Source organism: Pseudaquabacterium pictum (assembly GCF_005403045.1).
In the GTDB taxonomy this organism is placed as follows: Bacteria; Pseudomonadota; Gammaproteobacteria; order Burkholderiales; family Burkholderiaceae_C; genus Pseudaquabacterium; species Pseudaquabacterium pictum.
In genome coordinates, this window is sequence record NZ_BJCL01000007.1 from 216,613 (window position 1) to 234,230 (window position 17,618).

At 67.5% G+C, this 17,618-nt stretch carries 12 protein-coding genes; 7 read left to right on the top strand and 5 right to left on the bottom strand.

What is annotated here, in order from left to right:
* The first annotated feature begins 37 nt into the window (after positions 1-37).
* Positions 38-1,231 (top strand): phosphoglycerate kinase, encoded by a 1,194-nt coding sequence (locus FFT10_RS15180; protein WP_137733691.1) that lies wholly within the window; start codon positions 38-40, stop codon positions 1,229-1,231.
* Positions 1,232-1,280: 49 nt separating this feature from the next.
* The gene (locus FFT10_RS15185; protein ID WP_137733692.1) at positions 1,281-2,438 is read left to right on the top strand and encodes an adenine nucleotide alpha hydrolase family protein; all 1,158 of its coding nucleotides are present in this window, start codon (positions 1,281-1,283) and stop codon (positions 2,436-2,438) included.
* A gap of 7 nt (positions 2,439-2,445) precedes the next feature.
* Here the strand turns inward: FFT10_RS15185 and FFT10_RS15190 are convergent, their stop codons facing one another.
* Positions 2,446-3,939: an amidase gene (locus tag FFT10_RS15190; protein ID WP_137733693.1), complete on the bottom strand. Its 1,494-nt coding sequence runs from the start codon at positions 3,937-3,939 to the stop codon at positions 2,446-2,448.
* A gap of 158 nt (positions 3,940-4,097) precedes the next feature.
* On the opposite strand from FFT10_RS15190, the gene FFT10_RS15195 reads away from it, so the two are divergent.
* Both FFT10_RS15195 and pyk read left to right on the top strand, forming a co-directional pair.
* Positions 4,098-6,446 carry an NADP-dependent malic enzyme gene (locus FFT10_RS15195; protein ID WP_137733694.1) on the top strand — a complete coding sequence of 783 codons (2,349 nt, stop codon included), beginning with the start codon at positions 4,098-4,100 and terminating at the stop codon, positions 6,444-6,446.
* 70 nt (positions 6,447-6,516) lie between these two features.
* Positions 6,517-7,947 (top strand): pyruvate kinase, encoded by a 1,431-nt coding sequence (pyk, locus tag FFT10_RS15200; protein WP_137733695.1) that lies wholly within the window; start codon positions 6,517-6,519, stop codon positions 7,945-7,947.
* A 7-nt stretch (positions 7,948-7,954) separates the two neighbouring features.
* Here the strand turns inward: pyk and FFT10_RS15205 are convergent, their stop codons facing one another.
* Positions 7,955-8,989 (bottom strand): ATP-binding protein, encoded by a 1,035-nt coding sequence (locus FFT10_RS15205; protein ID WP_162520811.1) that lies wholly within the window; start codon positions 8,987-8,989, stop codon positions 7,955-7,957.
* Between the two features lie 262 nt (positions 8,990-9,251).
* Between FFT10_RS15205 and fba the strand changes: the two genes are divergently transcribed.
* The 3 genes from fba (at position 9,252) to FFT10_RS15220 (ending at position 12,485) form a co-directional block, all read left to right on the top strand.
* A complete protein-coding gene (fba, locus tag FFT10_RS15210; RefSeq protein WP_137733697.1) occupies positions 9,252-10,316 on the top strand; it encodes a class II fructose-bisphosphate aldolase in 1,065 nt (354 codons plus the stop codon).
* 154 nt (positions 10,317-10,470) lie between these two features.
* Positions 10,471-11,373, top strand: a complete 903-nt coding sequence (locus FFT10_RS15215; protein WP_137733698.1) for a phosphoribosylaminoimidazolesuccinocarboxamide synthase — start codon at positions 10,471-10,473, stop codon at positions 11,371-11,373.
* Positions 11,374-11,378: 5 nt separating this feature from the next.
* Positions 11,379-12,485 (top strand): tetratricopeptide repeat protein, encoded by a 1,107-nt coding sequence (locus FFT10_RS15220; RefSeq protein ID WP_137733699.1) that lies wholly within the window; start codon positions 11,379-11,381, stop codon positions 12,483-12,485.
* Positions 12,486-12,520: 35 nt separating this feature from the next.
* Here FFT10_RS15220 and FFT10_RS15225 read toward each other — a convergent pair whose 3' ends face one another.
* The 3 genes from FFT10_RS15225 to FFT10_RS15235 all read right to left on the bottom strand — a co-directional run bounded on the left by FFT10_RS15225 (position 12,521) and on the right by FFT10_RS15235 (position 17,437).
* Complete coding sequence (locus tag FFT10_RS15225) at positions 12,521-12,976, bottom strand: histone (RefSeq protein ID WP_137733700.1); 456 nt, start codon at positions 12,974-12,976, stop codon at positions 12,521-12,523.
* 210 nt (positions 12,977-13,186) lie between these two features.
* Entirely contained in the window at positions 13,187-14,413 is a 1,227-nt protein-coding gene (locus FFT10_RS15230; protein WP_137733701.1) for a ribonucleotide-diphosphate reductase subunit beta, read from the bottom strand.
* 126 nt (positions 14,414-14,539) lie between these two features.
* Positions 14,540-17,437: a ribonucleoside-diphosphate reductase subunit alpha gene (locus tag FFT10_RS15235; protein ID WP_137733702.1), complete on the bottom strand. Its 2,898-nt coding sequence runs from the start codon at positions 17,435-17,437 to the stop codon at positions 14,540-14,542.
* Between the last annotated feature and the right edge of the window lie 181 nt (positions 17,438-17,618).

Sequence of the window (17,618 nt, forward strand, 5' to 3'; positions counted from 1 at the left end):
ACTGCCGTTTCCACTCCAACCACCCATCCAACCCACCATGCACATCCTCCGACTCGACCAGCTCGTGGCCCAGGGCAAGCTAGCCGGCCAGCGTGTCTTCATCCGTGCCGATCTGAACGTGCCGCAGGACGACGCCGGCAACATCACCGAGGACACCCGCATCCGCGCCAGCGTGCCGGCCATCCAGATGGCGCTGAAGGCCGGCGCCGCCGTGATGGTCACCAGCCACCTGGGGCGCCCGACCGAAGGCGAGTTCAAGCCCGAGGACTCGCTGGCGCCGGTGGCCAAACGGCTGGGCGAGTTGCTGGGTTTCGAGGTGCCGCTGGTGGCCGACTGGGTCGACGGCGTGAGCGTGGCCCCAGGCCACCTGGTGATGCTGGAGAACTGCCGCCTGAACAAGGGCGAGAAGAAGAACAACGAGGCGCTGGCCCGCAAGATGGCGGCGCTGTGCGACATCTACGTCAACGACGCCTTCGGCACCGCCCACCGTGCCGAGGGCACCACCTACGGCATCGCCCAGTACGCCAAGATCGCCTGCGCCGGCCCGCTGCTGTCGGCCGAGATCGACGCCATCACCAAGGCGCTGGCCCACCCCAAGCGGCCGCTGGTGGCCATCGTCGCCGGCAGCAAGGTCAGCACCAAGCTGACCATCCTGCAGAGCCTGTCGTCCAAGGTCGACGGCTTGATCGTCGGCGGCGGCATCGCCAACACCTTCATGCTGGCCGCCGGCCTGAAGATCGGCAAGAGCCTGGCCGAGCCCGACCTGCTGGCCGACGCCAAGGCGGTGATCGCCGCCATGCAGGCGCGCGGTGCCGCGGTGCCGATCCCGGTGGACGTGGTCTGCGCCAAGACTTTCGCCGCCGACGCGCCGGCCACGGTGAAGGCCGCCACCGACGTGGCCGACGACGACCTGATCCTCGACATCGGTCCGCAGACCGCCGCCATCCTGGCCAAGCAACTGATGGCCGCCGGCACCGTCGTCTGGAACGGCCCGGTGGGCGTGTTCGAGTTCGAGGCCTTCAGCCACGGCACCGAGGCCATCGCCCGCGCCATCGCCGCCAGTGACGCCTTCAGCATCGCCGGCGGCGGCGACACGCTGGCGGCCATCGCCAAGTACGGCATCGAGCAGGATGTCGGCTACATCTCCACTGGCGGCGGCGCCTTCCTGGAAGTGCTGGAAGGCAAGACACTGCCGGCGTTCGAGATCCTGGAGATGCGGGCGGCGGGCTGATCACAGCGGCAAGGTGGTGGCCATGCAACACAGGCGCTAGAGTGCCGCCATGACCACCGACACCACCCCAGACGCGTCCACCATCGTCCGCTCGGCCAAGGCGTTCGAGTTCTACGCGCAGAAGGTGTGGCCCTGGCACCGGCGGCTGGTGGCGGGCAAGCTGGCGCCGCGCTGCAGCCGTTGCGCGCTGTCGTCGCACCGCGAGCCGCTGGGTGCCGATGGCCTGTGCGCGCCCTGCCGCACAGCGCCGTCTGTGGCGGCAGCCCCGAAACGGACGGACCACGCGCCGGCGCTGCAGGCCCTGTTGGCCGCGCACCAGGGCGCCGGCCGCGGCGCCTTCGACGCGCTGCTGCTGTTCTCCGGCGGCAAGGACAGCGTCTACATGCTGCGCCGCATCCGCGACGAGCATCCCGGCTTGCGGGTGCTGGCGCTGTCGATCGACAACACCTTCATGAGCCCGATCGCGCGGGAGAACATCGACCGCATGGTCGCCCGCATGGATGTGGACCACCTGATGGTGCGCCACAGCCGCGCCTTCATGGCCCAGGTGTTCCGCCACTGCCTGACCCACCTGAACGCCGACGGCGGCTACGGCACGGTCGACTTCAGCGACGGCGAGCTGATCCTGGACACCGCCCGCCGGGTGGCGGCCGAGCAGGCCATTCCGCTGATCCTGTGCGGCTACTCGCGCTACCAGGTGGAAAACGGCCTGAAGCTCAGCGGCTTCGAGTCACCCCGCACGCGCGAGCTGAGCGACCGCACCGAGACCGCCGGCATCCCGCTGACCGACATCACCACCGGCGACGGGCTGCGCAACTGGTGGCGGGCCTCGGACTTCCCGGCCGAGCGGGTGGCGCGCATGGTCTTCCCGATGGCGGCGTGGGATCTGGAAGAGGACGACGTGCGCGCCGCGGTGCGCCAGTGGGGGCTGGTGCGCGGCGGCTACGACAGCCCCATCGTCACCAACCATGCGCTGATCCCGCTGATCGGCGTGGTGGACGTGCACCAGCTCGGCTACTCCAGCTTCGAGGTGGAGTTCTGCCGCATGATCCGCGAGGGCAAGGCCGACCTGCAGCACTGGCGCAATGTGTTCGAGCTGCTGGAATACACCTCGCGCACCGGCATGTTCGTGCGCCCGCCGGTCGACCAGGGCCTGGCGATGCTGGGCCTGACGCACGCCGACCTGGGCATCCGCTTCAACAGCTGACGACCGTTCAGCCGATCACCGGCACCCGGTGGAACCACGGCCGCGTCTGCTCCAGCTGGGCAGCCAGGCGGAACAGCAGCGCATCCTCGCCGAAGCGGCCGGCCAGCTGCACGCCGACAGGCAGGCCGGCGGCGTTCCAGCACAGCGGCACCGACATCGCCGGCTGGCCGGTGATGTTGAACAGTGCGGTGAACGGGATGGTGTCGAAGGTCTTGTCCAGCAGCGGTTGCAGCACCGCCGGCTGGCGCAGCAGGCCACCGGCGCCCAGGGCCGTCACCACACGCATCAGCCGCTGCTCCGCCGCCGTGGGCTGCTGGGCGCCCAGCAGCGCCGGCGGTGCGCCCAGCGTGGGCGTGAGCAGCAGGTCGTGGGTCTGGAAGAACGGCACCAGCGCCCGCGACGCACCTTGCAGCGTGCGCTGGGCCAGCGCCAGCTCGGCCGCGCGGAAGCTGCAGCCCAGCAGGCCCAGGGCCGCGGTGGCCGGCTCGAAGTCGGTGCCCGCCAGGCGGCGGCCCAGCAACTGCTCCAGCTGCGCGATGTCGGCCGCCGTCTCGGCGGCCAGCACGGTGACGAAGGCCTGTTCGAGTGCGGGCCGGTCGACGGGCGGCGCGGCCTCCACCACCTCATGCCCCAGCGACTGCAGCAAGGCCGCCACATCCTGCACCGCCGCCATGCAATCGGCATGCACCGTGCGGCCCAGCAGCGGTTGGTGGCTGAAGGCAATGCGCAGCCGCTGCGGCGGTCGCTGCAGCGCTGTCAGCAGCGGGCCGCCCAGATCGGGCGCGGCCCAGGGCGCGCCGGGGTCGGCGCCCACGGTGGCATCCAGCAGCGCGGCGCTGTCGCGCACGCTGCGGCTGAGCACATGCTCCACCGCCAGGCCCTGCCACAGCGTGCCCAGCAGCGGGCCGGTGGGCGTCGTGCCACGGCTGGGCTTGAAGCCGAACAGGCCACAGCAGCTGGCCGGGATGCGGATCGACCCGCCGCCATCACCGCCGCTGGCCACCGGCACCATGCGGGCTGCCACCGCCGCGGCCGAGCCGCCGCTGCTGCCGCCCGGCGTGTGCTCCGGTGACCAGGGGTTGCGTGCCGGCCCGGTGGCACGTGGCTCGGTGTAGGGCGTCAGGCCGAACTCGGGCGTGTTGGTGCGGCCCAGCAGCAGCAGGCCGGCGGCCCGCCAGCGCTGCACCAGGGTGCTGTCCTGCGGCATCGGCCGCTGGCCCAGCAGCGCCGTGCCCTGGCCGGTGGGCTCGCCGGCCAGGGTGGCCAGCAAGTCCTTCACCAGAAAGGGCACGCCGCAGAACGGCGCGGCGCGGTCGATCTGCGCGGCCTCGCGGCGGGCAGCGTCGTAGCGGGTGCGCACCACCGCGTTCAACGCCGGGTTCACCGCATCGATGCGGGCCACCGCGGCTTCCAGCAGTTCGGCGGCGCTGACCTGACCGGTCTTCACCAGGGCGGCCAGGCCCAGGCCATCATGGGCGGCGTAGTCGTCGAAGGCGATCAAGCGGCGGCTCCTGCAGGTTGGGGCACCGGCATTCTGCGGCGCGCCGACGGTGGATTGCACCGATCCAGGTTGCAGCAGCCTAGCGGTTGCCCACATGGCCGGCCGAGCCGATCGGGCGTAACCTCATCCGCTCCGTTCCACGCCTCCAAGGCCCATCCATGCCCCAGACGCTCTCCGCCGCCGAACAAGCCCTGCGCGATGCCGCGCGTGAGTACCACCGCGGCCCCACCCGCGGCAAGGTGTCGGTCACGCCGACCAAGCCGCTGAGCAACCAGCGCGACCTGAGCCTGGCCTATTCACCCGGCGTGGCCTATCCCTGCCTGGACATCGAGGCCGACCCCAGCCTGGCGGCCGAGTACACCAGCCGCGGCAACCTGGTGGGCGTCATCACCAACGGCACCGCCGTGCTCGGCCTGGGCGACATCGGCCCGCTGGCCGCCAAGCCGGTGATGGAGGGCAAGGGCTGCCTGTTCAAGAAGTTCGCCGGCATCGACGTGTTCGACATCGAGCTGGCCGAGCGCGACCCCGACAAGCTGGTGGAGATCATCGCCGCGCTGGAGCCCACGCTGGGCGGCATCAACCTCGAGGACATCAAGGCGCCCGAGTGCTTCCTGATCGAGCGCAAGCTGCGCGAACGGCTGAAGATCCCCGTCTTCCACGACGACCAGCACGGCACGGCCATCATCTCGTCGGCCGCGCTGATCAACGCGCTGGAGCTGGTGGACAAGCAGATCGGCGAAGTGAAAATGGTGGTCTCGGGCGCCGGCGCCGCTGCCATCGCCTGCCTGGACCTGATGGTGGGCCTGGGCGTGAAGGCGGCCAACATCTTCGTCGTCGACAGCAAGGGCGTGATTCGCGAGGGCCGTGGCGACAAGCTCGACGAGAGCAAGCAGCGCTATTGCCAGAAGACCGACCAGAAGACCCTGGCCGAGGTGGTCCGCGGCGCCGACGTGTTCCTGGGCTGCAGCGCCGCCGGTGTGCTGACCGGCGAGATGGTGGCCACGATGGCCAGCCAGCCGATTATCCTGGCGCTGGCCAACCCCGAGCCCGAGATCCGGCCCGAGCTGGCCAAGGCCGCGCGGCCCGACTGCATCGTGGCCACCGGCCGCAGCGACTACCCGAACCAGGTCAACAACGTCCTGTGCTTCCCGTACATCTTCCGCGGCGCGCTGGATTGCGGCGCGACAACGATCAACGAGGCGATGAAGCTGGCCTGCGTGCGCGAGATCGCTGCCCTGGCCAAGGCCGAGACCAGCGATGAAGTGGCTGCCGCCTACGCCGGCCAGGAGCTGCGCTTCGGGCCCGACTACATCATCCCCAAGCCCTTCGATGTGCGGCTGATCCTGCGCATCGCCCCGGCGGTGGCCAAGGCTGCGGCCGAGAGCGGCGTGGCCGCCCGCCCCATCGCCGACCTGGAGGCCTACCGCCAGCAGCTCACCCGCTTCGTCTACCAGACCGGCATGGTGATGCGGCCGGTGTTCGCCGCCGCCAAGTCCGCCCATGCCACCCATGCGGCCCGTGTGGTCTATGCCGAGGGCGAGGACGAGCGCGTGCTGCGCGCGGTGCAGGTGGTGCTGGACGAGGGCCTGGCCCAGCCCATCCTGGTCGGCCGGCCGGCGGTGATCGACATGCGCATCGCCCGCGCCGGCCTGCGGCTGCAGCGGGGTGTGCACTTCGAGGTCTGCGATCCGGAGAACGACCCGCGCTTCCGTGCCTACTGGGAGGCCTACCACGCGCTGATGGGGCGCGATGGGGTGTCGCCCGAGGCGGCCAAGGCCGCGGTGCGGCGCAGCAACACGCTGATTGCCAGCCTGATGGTCAAGCGCGGCGAAGCCGACGCCATGCTGTGCGGCCTGGTGGGCCGCTACGACCAGCACCTGGACCACATCCGCGCCGTCATCGGCCAACGGCCCGATGCCCGCACCATGGCCGCGATGAATGCGGTGATGCTGCCCGAGCACACGCTGTTCATCGCCGACACCTTCGTCAACGAGTCACCCAGCGCCGAGGAGCTGGCCGACATCGCGCTGATGGCCGCGCACGAGGTGCAGCGCTTCGGCCTGCCGGCCAAGGTGGCCTTCCTGTCGCATTCCACCTACGGCAGCTCGCAGCGCGAATCGGCCCGCCGCATGCGCACGGCGCGCAACCTGTTCGTGCAGCGCGCGCCCGAGATCATGTGCGACGGCGAACTGCAGGGCGACGCGGCGTTGTCGGAGGTGATCCGCGCCGGCGCGCTGGCCGACAGCAGCCTGGGCGGCGCGGCCAATCTGCTGGTCTGCCCCAACCTGGACGCGGCCAACATCCTGTTCAACGTGCTCAAGGTCACCGCCAGCCAGGGCGTGACCATCGGTCCCATCCTGCTGGGCGCAGCGGCACCCGCGCACATCCTGACGCCGTCGGCCACCATGCGCCGGGTGGTCAACATGACGGCCCTGGCGGTGGCCGATGCCGCGGCGTTGACGGATGGCGGCACGGCGGCCGGTGCCACGAAAGAAACCGCGCGGTAACCGGCCAGCACGCGCAGGCCGCGCGCCGGCGCCGATAATCGCTGTACCTTTGTTACGAAACGAGCCGCCCATGCCCCGCGCCACCAAAATCGTCGCCACCCTCGGCCCCGCCAGCAGCGACCCCGAGGTGCTGGAGCGCCTGCTGCGCGCCGGCGTCGACGTGGTGCGGCTGAACTTCAGCCACGGCAAGGCCCAGGACCACATCGACCGGGCCAACCTGGTGCGCAGCATTGCGCAGAAGGTGGGCAAGCCGGTGGCGCTGATGGCCGACCTGCAGGGTCCCAAGATCCGCGTGGGCAAGTTCGCCGACGGCAAGGTACTGCTGGTCAACGGCGCGCCCTTCGTGCTGGACGCGGCGCGCGAGGCGCCGGGCGCGCTGGACGGCGTGGGGCTGGACTACAAGGAACTGCCGCGCGACGTGAAGCCCGGCGACACCCTGCTGCTCAACGACGGCCTGATCGTGCTGACGGTGGACGCGGTGCGCGGCGAGCAGGTGCACACCCTCGTCAAGGTGGGCGGCGAGCTCAGCAACAACAAGGGCATCAACAAGCAGGGCGGCGGCCTCACCGCGCCGGCGCTGACCGCCAAGGACATGGAGGACATCAAGACCGCGATGGCCTTCCAGTGCGACTACCTGGCCGTCAGCTTCCCGAAGAACGCCACCGACATGGAGATGGCCCGCCAGCTGGCCAACGTGGCCGGCGAGCCCTGGCGCCACAAGCCGGCCATGATCGCCAAGATCGAGCGCAGCGAGGCCATCCCGCAGCTGGAGAACATCCTGCGCGCGTCCGACGGCATCATGGTCGCGCGGGGTGATCTGGCGGTGGAGGTGGGCAACGCCGCCGTGCCGGCGCTGCAGAAGAAGATGATCCGCATGGCGCGCGAGATGGACAAGATCACCATCACCGCCACGCAGATGATGGAAAGCATGATCGTCAACCCGGTGCCCACGCGGGCCGAGGTGAGCGACGTGGCCAACGCGGTGCTGGACGGGACCGATGCGGTGATGCTCAGCGCCGAGACCGCCGCCGGCAAGTACCCGGTGGAGACGGTGGAGCAGATGGCGCTGATCGCGCTGGAGGCCGAGCGCGCCGAGGATGTGCGGCTGGATGCCAACTTCACCGACCGGGTGTTCGGCCGCATCGACCAGTCGATCGCCATGGGCGCGCTGTTCACCGCCTACCACCTGGGCTGCAAGGCCATCGTCGCGCTGACCGAATCAGGCAGCACCGCGCTGTGGATGAGCCGGCACAACATCCATGTGCCGATCTTCGGCATCACCAGCAAGCCGGGCTCGCAGGCCCGCATGGCGCTCTACCGCAATGTGCGCCCGCTGCTGATGACCGCCCACACCGACCGCGACACCGCCCTGACCGAGGCCGAGCAGGTGCTGGTGCAGCGTGGCGTGCTGCGCCCGGGCGACACCTACGCCATCACCTGCGGCGAGCCGATGGGCTACCCCGGCGGCACCAACATGCTGAAGGTCTGCCGGGTACCTTGAGCACCCGTCAGGCCGCGTCGCCCGCCTGCACGCTGCCCACCAGCGCCGCCACTTGCGGCGACATGTTCACCGGCACCAGGTCCACCTCGGGATACTGGTGGCGGAAGACGCGCAGCAGCTCGTCGGCAAAGCCATGGCCCACCTCGGCCAGGCCGTCGAAATCCAGCTCCACCCGGCGGAAGCGCTGCAGGCGCAGCGCCACGCGTCGGGCCTGGGCGCGCGAGGCCAGCGCCAGCTGCGGGCCGGTGACCAGCTGCAGCGGCACCACGGTGCGGTCGAAGCCATAGCCCTGGCCGTCCAGGCTGTAGCGGCGCAGCACGTCGTCGAGCCGGCGCTCGGTGTCCAGGCTGAAGGCCACGTAGACCGCACTGCCCTGGCGGCAGGCCGGGCGGGTGCGGTGCCACTGCTCGCGCTGCCAGTCGCGCTGCTGGAAGGCCTGGGCGTTGGCATGCAGGTCGATGATGTCGGCCAGCCGGGCGGTGAAGAACAGGCCGCGGCCGTTGTGCGCGTCGGGCTTGGTGCTGAGCTTGCCCTTGGCCAGCTCCAGCATCGCCTGACCCGGATCGGTGATCTGGTAGGTGGCGCCGATGGCGTCGAAGATGCCGCGGCCGTCGTCGCTGACCAGCAGCTGCAGCTGCAGCGGTGTCTGCCGCATCGACACCGTGACGCTGGTGCCGCCGCTGTGCTCGATGGCGTTGTTCAGCAGCTCGGTGAAGGCATGCTGCGCCAGCTGGGCCACATGGTCGGGCAGCGTGAAGAACGGCAGGAAGTCCTGCACCCAGGGCGTGTCCTCGTGCAGGCCGGCCAACGGGTAGCGGCGCACCACCTGGCGCATGGCACCCGGCGTGTAGACCGGGCGGCGCAGCGTGCCGCCGCGGTGCAGCCACTGCAGCGCCACCAGGCGCTGCAGCAGGCGGCCGGCGCCGGCCGGGCTGATGCCCAGGCGATCGGCCACCTGCATGCGCAGCTGCGTGGGCCAGCGCAGGGCGGCCTCGGTGATCCAGGCGGTGGCGTCGCTCAACGGCATGGGGCGGGCGGGCATCGGTGGTTCCTCCAGCGCGGCACGGTGGCCGCCACGCCAGTATTCAGGGCCGCGGCGCCGGCATGCCGTCGAAAAGCGGGCGCCGGGGCGGCCAGTTCCGGCGTGAAGTCCGTCGCGCGCTGGTGGCGCAGTGCGGTGCCGCACCCCCAGCACGCAGGCCCGCCAGCGCATGGCGGCGGGGGGTGGATCGATACAATCTCCGCAGTTACAGCGGGGTTTCACGCCCTGCGGCCAGGCTTTCTCCACCTCCCCAGGACCGACCATGCCACTCGTTTCAATGCGCCAGCTGCTGGACCACGCCGCCGAACACGGCTACGGCATCCCCGCCTTCAACGTCAACAACCTGGAGCAGGTGCAGGCGGTGATGATGGCCGCCGCCGAAGTGGATGCACCGGTGATCCTGCAGGCCAGCGCCGGCGCCCGCAAGTACGCCGGCGAGGCCTTCATCAAGCACCTGATCCAGGCCGCGGTGGAAGCCTATCCGCACATCCCGCTGGTGATGCACCAGGACCATGGCCAGACGCCGGCCATCTGCCAGGGCGCGATCGACCTGGGCTTCGGCTCGGTGATGATGGATGGCAGCCTGCGCGAGGACGGCAAGACGCCGGCCAGCTTCGACTACAACGTCGAGGTCACCCGCAAGGTGGTGGACATGGCGCACAAGGTGGGCGTCACCGTCGAAGGTGAACTGGGTTGCCTGGGCAACCTGGAGACCGGCGATGCCGGCGAGGAAGACGGCATCGGCGCCGAAGGCAAGCTGGACCACAGCCAGATGCTGACCGACCCGGAAGAAGCCGCGGTGTTCGTCAAGGCCACCCAGCTGGACGCGCTGGCGATCGCCATCGGCACCAGCCACGGCGCCTACAAGTTCAGCCGCAAGCCCACCGGCGACATCCTGGCCATCAGCCGGGTGAAGGAGATCCACAAGCGCATCCCCAACACCCACCTGGTGATGCACGGCTCGTCGTCGGTGCCGCATGACCTGCTGGCCATCATCAACCAGTACGGCGGCAAGATGAAGGAGACCTACGGCGTGCCGGTCGAGGAGATCCAGGAAGCCATCAAGCACGGCGTGCGCAAGATCAACATCGACACCGACATCCGGCTGGCGATGACAGGCGCGGTGCGCAAGTTCCTGGCCGAGAACCCCGACAAGTTCGACGCCCGCGAGTGGCTCAAGCCCGCCCGCGAAGCCGCCAAGAAGATCTGCCAGCAGCGCTATGTGGAGTTCGGCTGCGCGGGCCAGGGCAGCAAGATCAAGCCGATGGCCCTGACCCAGGTGGCCCAGCGCTATGCCAATGGCGAACTGGCACAACTGGTGAACTGATTCACCGCGATGCCGCAGGCCACCGGCCTGCGGCCGATGGTCCAACGGCCCAGCTGCCCTGCGCACCCGGGCCGTTTTGCTGCCTGCGTGCAGGCAGCCCACCACCCCCGGTGGGCACAATAGACCCCCTTCCAAACCCCAGCCCGGACACCGCATGAGCAGCCCCAGCACAGTCTTCGAAACCAGCCTGCACTCCCTGCCCCTGCTGGCGCGCGGCAAGGTGCGCGACAACTATGCGGTGGGCGACGACCGCATCCTGATGGTGGCCTCCGACCGCATCTCGGCCTTCGACGTGGTGATGGGCCAGCCCATCCCCGGCAAGGGCGCGCTGCTGACGCAGATGGCGCTGTTCTGGTTTGATCGGCTGCAGCATGTGGTGCCCAACCACCTGACCGGCGAGGCGCCCGAGAGCGTGGTGGCGCCGGACGAAGTGGCGCAGGTGGCGGGCCGGTCGATGCTGGTGAAGCGGCTGAAGCCGCTGCCTGTGGAGGCGGTGGTGCGCGGCTACCTGGCCGGATCGGGCTGGAAGGAGTACCAGCAGAACGGCCAGGTGTGCGGCGTGCAGTTGCCGCCCGGCCTGCAGAACGCCAGCCGACTGCCCGAACCCATCTTCACCCCGGCCACCAAGGCTGAAATGGGTGCGCATGACGAGAACATCAGCTTCGACCAGATGAGCAGCCTGATCGGTGCGGACATGGCGCAACGGGTGCGCAGCACGGCGGTTCAGCTCTACAAGGAGGCGGCAGCTTACGCGCTGACCCGCGGCATCATCATCGCCGACACCAAGTTCGAATTCGGCCTGGATGCAGACGGCACGCTGACACTGATGGACGAGATCCTCACGCCAGATTCATCCCGCTTCTGGCCTTTGGACACCTACCGCGAAGGCACCAATCCGCCAAGCTACGACAAGCAGTTCCTGCGGGATTGGCTGGAGGGTGTGCGGATTGCTGGAAGGGCCTGGGACAAGAGGGCGCCCGCGCCGGAACTTCCCTCGGATGTTGTCACAAACACGTCAAATGGATATAAAGCAGCAATAGCGGTGCTGCGAGGGTAAGTGCAATGGACTCCAGACTTCTGAACAATCTGAATGCGCAAGCTGGCAAGGCGCGCGATCCAGTTGTCTGGGCAATGGCAGTTTGCAGGGCAGCCTCACACTTTGCAGGCCACGGCAAAACCGAAGAGGCAATTACCGCGATTAAAGTAGTTCGCGCACAGTTTGGAAAGGATCTCCACTTCGATATCGCATCATGGTTGATGCTTGCGGAAGGTGTCTTGCACTACTTCAAAGCCGAAATTCCCGAAGCATATGACCGTATCCGGAGAGCATACGGCCTGGCAATTGCGCTGCGCAACAATTCGGCCTTTCCCAGTTGCGCCGCTTGGATGGCACACCTAGAGTTTAATTCGTGCCGATATGACGAAATGGCTAAACATCTTCATGAAACCTTTGCCACTGCCAAGTATGGTGATCATCAGGCAATAGCTAGGGCATCATTAGTCTTGGCTACCGCCTTCCATATCGCCGGCGACTTCGAACAATCTAGACCTTGGTACGAAAGGGCGCGACTAAATGCTGCCGCAGAAGGGGATGACGCTACCGTTAGCGCCACTCTGCATAATATGGCATCTATTCGTGCTTCAAACACACGGCTAGTGGACACCTTTGGAGGTGATGCAGAGAAGGAAACGAAACGTGTGACGCTAGAGGCCTCATCGTCACATGTTTACGACTTCGCGATAGGACACAGAGGACTAGACTTCTTGGCCCGCATGTTGAATGGTTTAATCGCCACGATTGACCGTCGATTCGAAGATGGAATCAAAGCATTCGAACCCATTGAGATTGGCAAAGTACCGGAGAGGCTTCGGCCTCTAATTCTAGTTGATCAAGCATGGTGCCAAATAAATATTGGAAAGCCAGACCTTGGCCTGGAATTGGCAAAGGAGGCGAAGCATGGGCTTTCATCCGTGAAGGATGACGATGATCTAGCCTATGTGCACGCAAGAATCAAACAGATTGCCATTGCGTGCAATGAGTCTGAGCTAGCCACCTCGGCCGCCGAAGCGGCACTCAACGCATTGAATCGTCATCAGCACTTTCAGCGCGATCTACTCGCGAAATTGCAGGCAATTGATACTGATGGCAAATGGAAAAGCCCGGCATAGGCCGGGCTTTTGGGGTTCAGGAGCTGTCGTGAACGTTAGGGTTTGTTCCCGGTGGGGAACGGCCAAGCTGCCGCTGGGCTGAGCGCTGTCTTCGCTGCTGGCGCCGCAGGCGCAGGCGCAGGCGGGGAAGCAGGTGCCTTCTTCGCCGCGGCCTTCTTTGCAGGTGCCTTCTTGGCGGCAGCCTTCTTTGCTGGTGCAGCCTTCTTGGCCGCAGCTTTCTTCGCAGGCGCGGCAGCCTTCTTGGCCGGAGCGGCAGCCTTCTTGGCTGGTGCGGCCTTCTTCGAGGGTGCAGCCTTCTTGGCGGGAGCCGCCTTCTTCGCAGGTGCAGCCTTCTTGGCGGGAGCCGCCTTCTTCGCCGGTGCCGCCTTCTTAGCGGGCGCAGCCTTCTTGGCCGGCGCGGCCTTCTTAGCCGGCGCAGCCTTCTTCGCAGGTGCGGCCGCCTTCTTGGTTGCGGGCTTCGCAGCCGGAGCCGCCTTCTTCGCAGTTGCCATGAGAATCTCCTTGATCAAGTGACAAGACACACCCGCCGCTTTGGCGGCTGGGTGATTCATCGAGAAGGCTTGGCGGTCATTGCAGACCGTTGGGGCCCCCTTGGTGAACGGGGGAACCGGATGTCTGGCCGCTTCGCTTGGCGGCCATCACACCCGTGATGATCTTGATCTGCTGCTGGAAAGTTCAACAGGCACCTGCGTGCCGGCCGCTCAGTCCCAGCTCAGTGCGCCACCGGTCTGGTACTCGATGACGCGGGTTTCAAAGAAGTTGCGCTCCTTCTTCAGGTCGATCATTTCGCTCATCCAGGGGAACGGGTTTTCCTCGTTCGGGAAGAGCGCCTCCAGGCCGATCTGCGTGGCACGCCGGTTGGCGATGTAGCGCAGGTAGCCCTTGAACATCGAGGCATTGAGGCCCAGCACGCCACGCGGCATGGTGTCCTCGGCATAGCGGTACTCCAGCTCCACCGCCTTCAGGAACAACGCCCGGATCTCGTCCTTGAAGGCCGCGGTCCACAGCAGCGGGTTCTCGAGCTTGATCTGGTTGATCAGGTCGATGCCGAAGTTGCAGTGCATGGACTCGTCGCGCAGGATGTACTGGTACTGCTCGGCAGCACCGGTCATCTTGTTCTGGCGGCCCATCGCCAGGATCTGCGTGAAGCCGACATAGAAGAACATGCCTTCCATCAGGCATGCGAAGACGATCAGGCTGCGCAGCAGAGTCTGGTCAGCCTCGGGCGTGCCGGTCTTGAACTGTGGGTCCATGATCACGTTGATGAACGGGATCAGGAACTGGTCCTTGTCGCGGATCGACGGCACCTCGTTGTAGGCGTTGAAGATCTCGCTCTCGTCCAGGCCCAGGCTCTCGACGATGTACTGGTAGGCGTGGGTGTGGATGGCCTCCTCGAAGGCCTGGCGCAACAGGAACTGGCGGCATTCGGGCGCCGTGATGTGCCGGTAGGTGCCCAGCACGATGTTGTTGGCGGCCAGGCTGTCGGCCGTGACGAAGAAGCCGAGGTTGCGCTTGATGATGCGGCGCTCGTCGTCGGTCAGGCCGTTCGGATCCTTCCATGTCGCGATGTCGCGCGACATGTTGATCTCCTGCGGCATCCAGTGGTTGGCACAGGTGGCGAGGTACTTCTCCCACGCCCACTTGTACTTGAACGGCACCAGCTGGTTCACGTCCGTCTGGCCGTTGATGATGCGCTTCTCGGCCACGTTGACGCGCCGGGCCGCCACCACCGGTTGCACCGGTTCGGCCAGCAGCTTGGATGCCGCAGCAGCCACCAGGGCCGGCGCGATCGCCGTGGCGGGCACGGCGCTTTGCAGTTGGGTGAGCGGTGACGGAGACACCTGCCGCGCGGGGGTTCCGGCTTGCGGCGCTGAAGGCTTCGGTGGTGTCGTCGAGGGGAGCTTGACGTCGTCTTCCCAGACCAGCATGTGTGTGCTTCCTATGGTTTGAATTATCAGAGTGTTGCGATCAAAACACCAAGCACTTCTTGACAGTTCAGCGGCCGTGTTGTGGTGGCCTTGCATCGTGTCTGGTTGTGCTTGGTGCGGCAGGCCTCACTGGCAGGCTTCGCAGTCCGGGTTGTCGATCGAACAGAACTTGATGTCGCTGGCCGGAGTCGCGTCGATTGCGTGTTGGGCCTGCTGGGCCGCGGCATCGATGGCGGACAGCCCACCACCAACCGCCGCGCCACTGGAGACGGCATTCATGGCGCCAGCACTGACGGTCGACTTCTCGGCCGCCGTGGCGCCCATGGTGCGCAGGTAGTAGGTGGTCTTCAGGCCACGCAGCCAGGCCAGCTTGTAGATGTCGTCGAGCTTCTTGCCCGAGGCGCCGGCCATGTAGATGTTCAGGCTCTGGGCCTGGTCGATCCACTTCTGGCGCCGTGCCGCGGCCTCCACCAGCCACTGGGCATCGACCTCGAAGGCGGTGGCGTACAGGGCCTTGATGTCTTCCGGCACGCGGTCGATGCGGCGCAGGCTGCCGTCGAAGTGCTTGAGGTCCATCACCATCACGTCGTCCCACAGGCCCAGACGCTTCAGGTCACGCACCAGGTACTCGTTGACCACGGTGAACTCACCCGACAGGTTGCTCTTGACCGACAGGTTGCCGAAGCAGGGCTCGATGGAGGCGTCCACACCGATGATGTTGCTGATGGTGGCGGTGGGGGCGATGGCCACGCAGTTGCTGTTGCGCATGCCGTGCTCGGCGATGCGGGCACGCAGGGCATCCCACTCCAGCGTGACGCTGCGGTCCACCTCGACGTAGCCGCCGCGGGCCTCGGCCAGCAGGTCCAGGCTGTCGATCGGCAGGATGCCGCGGTCCCACAGGCTGCCGCGGTAGCTGCTGTAGCGGCCACGCTCCTCGGCCAGCTCGGTGCTGGCCCAGTAGGCGTGGTAGCAGACGGCCTCCATGCTGCGGTCGGCGAAGTCCACCGCCGCCTGGCTGGCGTAGGGCACGCGCAGCTGGTACAGCGCATCCTGGAAGCCCATGATGCCCAGGCCCACCGGACGGTGGCGCAGGTTGCTGTCGCGCGCCTTCTTCACCGCGTAGTAGTTGATGTCGATGACGTTGTCGAGCATGCGCATGGCCGTGCGCACCGTCTTCTTCAGCTTGGCCTGGTCGATCTGGCCGTCCAGCAGGTGCTGCGCCAGGTTGACCGAGCCCAGGTTGCACACCGCGATCTCGGTGTCGCTGGTGTTCAGCGTGATCTCGGTGCACAGGTTGCTGCTGTGCACCACGCCCACATGCTGCTGCGGGCTGCGCACGTTGCAGGCGTCCTTGAAGGTCACCCAGGGGTGGCCGGTCTCGAACAGCATGGTCAGCATCTTGCGCCACAGGTCCTTGGCGGGGATGCGCTTGTGCAACTTCAGCTCGCCGCGGTCGGCCTTCTCTTCGTAGGCGACATAGGCGCGCTCGAAGTCGGCACCGAACTTGTCGTGCAGGTCGGGGCAGGTGCTGGGGCTGAACAGCGTCCACTGGCCACCCTCGAGCACCCGGCGCATGAACAGGTCGGGGATCCAGTTGGCGGTGTTCATGTCATGGGTGCGCCGGCGGTCGTCGCCGGTGTTCTTGCGCAGCTCCAGGAACTCCTCGATGTCCAGGTGCCAGGTCTCCAGGTAGGCGCAGACCGCGCCCTTGCGCTTGCCGCCCTGGTTGACCGCCACCGCGGTGTCGTTGACCACCTTCAGGAACGGCACCACGCCCTGGCTCTTGCCGTTGGTGCCCTTGATGTAGCTGCCCAGCGCCCGCACGCGGGTCCAGTCGTTGCCCAGGCCGCCGGCGAACTTGCTCAACAGCGCGTTCTCCTTCAGCGCCTCGTAGATGCCGTCCAGGTCGTCGGCCACCGTGGTCAGGTAGCAGCTGGAGAGCTGGCTGCGCAGCGAGCCGGCGTTGAACAGCGTGGGCGTGCTGCTCATGAAGTCGAAGCTGGACAGCACGTCGTAGAACTCGATGGCCCGCGCCTCGCGGTCGATCTCGTTCAGGGACAGGCCCATGGCCACCCGCATGAAGAAGGCCTGCGGCATCTCGATGCGGCGCTCGTCGATGTGCAGGAAGTAGCGGTCGAACAGGGTCTGCAGGCCCAGGTAGTCGAACTGGAAGTCGCGCTCGGCCTTCAGCGCCGCGCCCAGGCGGGCCAGGTCGAACTGCTGCAGCTTCGGGTCGAGCAACTCGGCCTGCACGCCGCGCTTGATGAACTGGGGGAAGTACTCGGCATAGCGCTCCGCCATCTGCGCCTGGGTGACTTCTTCGCCGAGGATCTCCTTGCGGATGGTGTGCAGCAGCAGACGCGCGGTGGCGCGGGTGTAGGCCGGGTCCTTCTCGATCAGGGTGCGGGCGGCCAGGATGCTGGCCTTGTGCACCTCGTCGATGGGCACGCCGTCGTACAGGTTGCGGCGGGTTTCCTGCAGGATGGGGTCGGGCCGCACATCGGCGCCCAGGCCTTCGCAGGCGGACTCGATCAGGGCCGACAGGGCCGCCAGGTCCAGCGGCACACGCTGGCCCTGGTCGGTGACATGCAGCGCCGGCTCCTGCGGCGTGGCCACCTGGCCCTGGCGGGCACGCTCCTGGGTGCGGCGCTCGCGGTACAGCACATAGGCGCGGGCCACTTCATGGTGGCTGCCGCGCATCAGGCCCAGCTCGACCTGGTCCTGCACATCCTCGATGTGGAAGGTGCCACCGCCTGGGCGGCTGCGCAGCAGGGCGCGCACCACGCTCTCGGTCAGCGCGTCCACCGTCTCGCGCACGCTGGCCGAGGCGGCACCCTGGGTGCCATGCACCGCCAGGAAGGCCTTCATCAGCGCCACGGCGATCTTGTTGGGCTCGAACGACACCACCGAGCCATTGCGCCGGATGATCTGGTAGCCGGCGTACGCCGAGCTGGTGGCTCCGGCCTGCTGCGGCAGGCGGGGCGGGATCACGGCGGTGGGGCTGGTGGTGACGATGGTCTGCATGGGGTTCCCTCTGTGTGGCTGGCGGCGGGGGCCGCCCGGTGATCGGTTCGAAGAGCGACGCGCCAGTCTGGCCACGCCCCCTGGCGCCCGAGGCCATCGCCCGGGTAAGGGGCGGGGCCTGGCCGCATGACAACGGGGGGTGTGGTGCCCTGGGGCGGGGCGCGCTGCACAGCACGGCAGC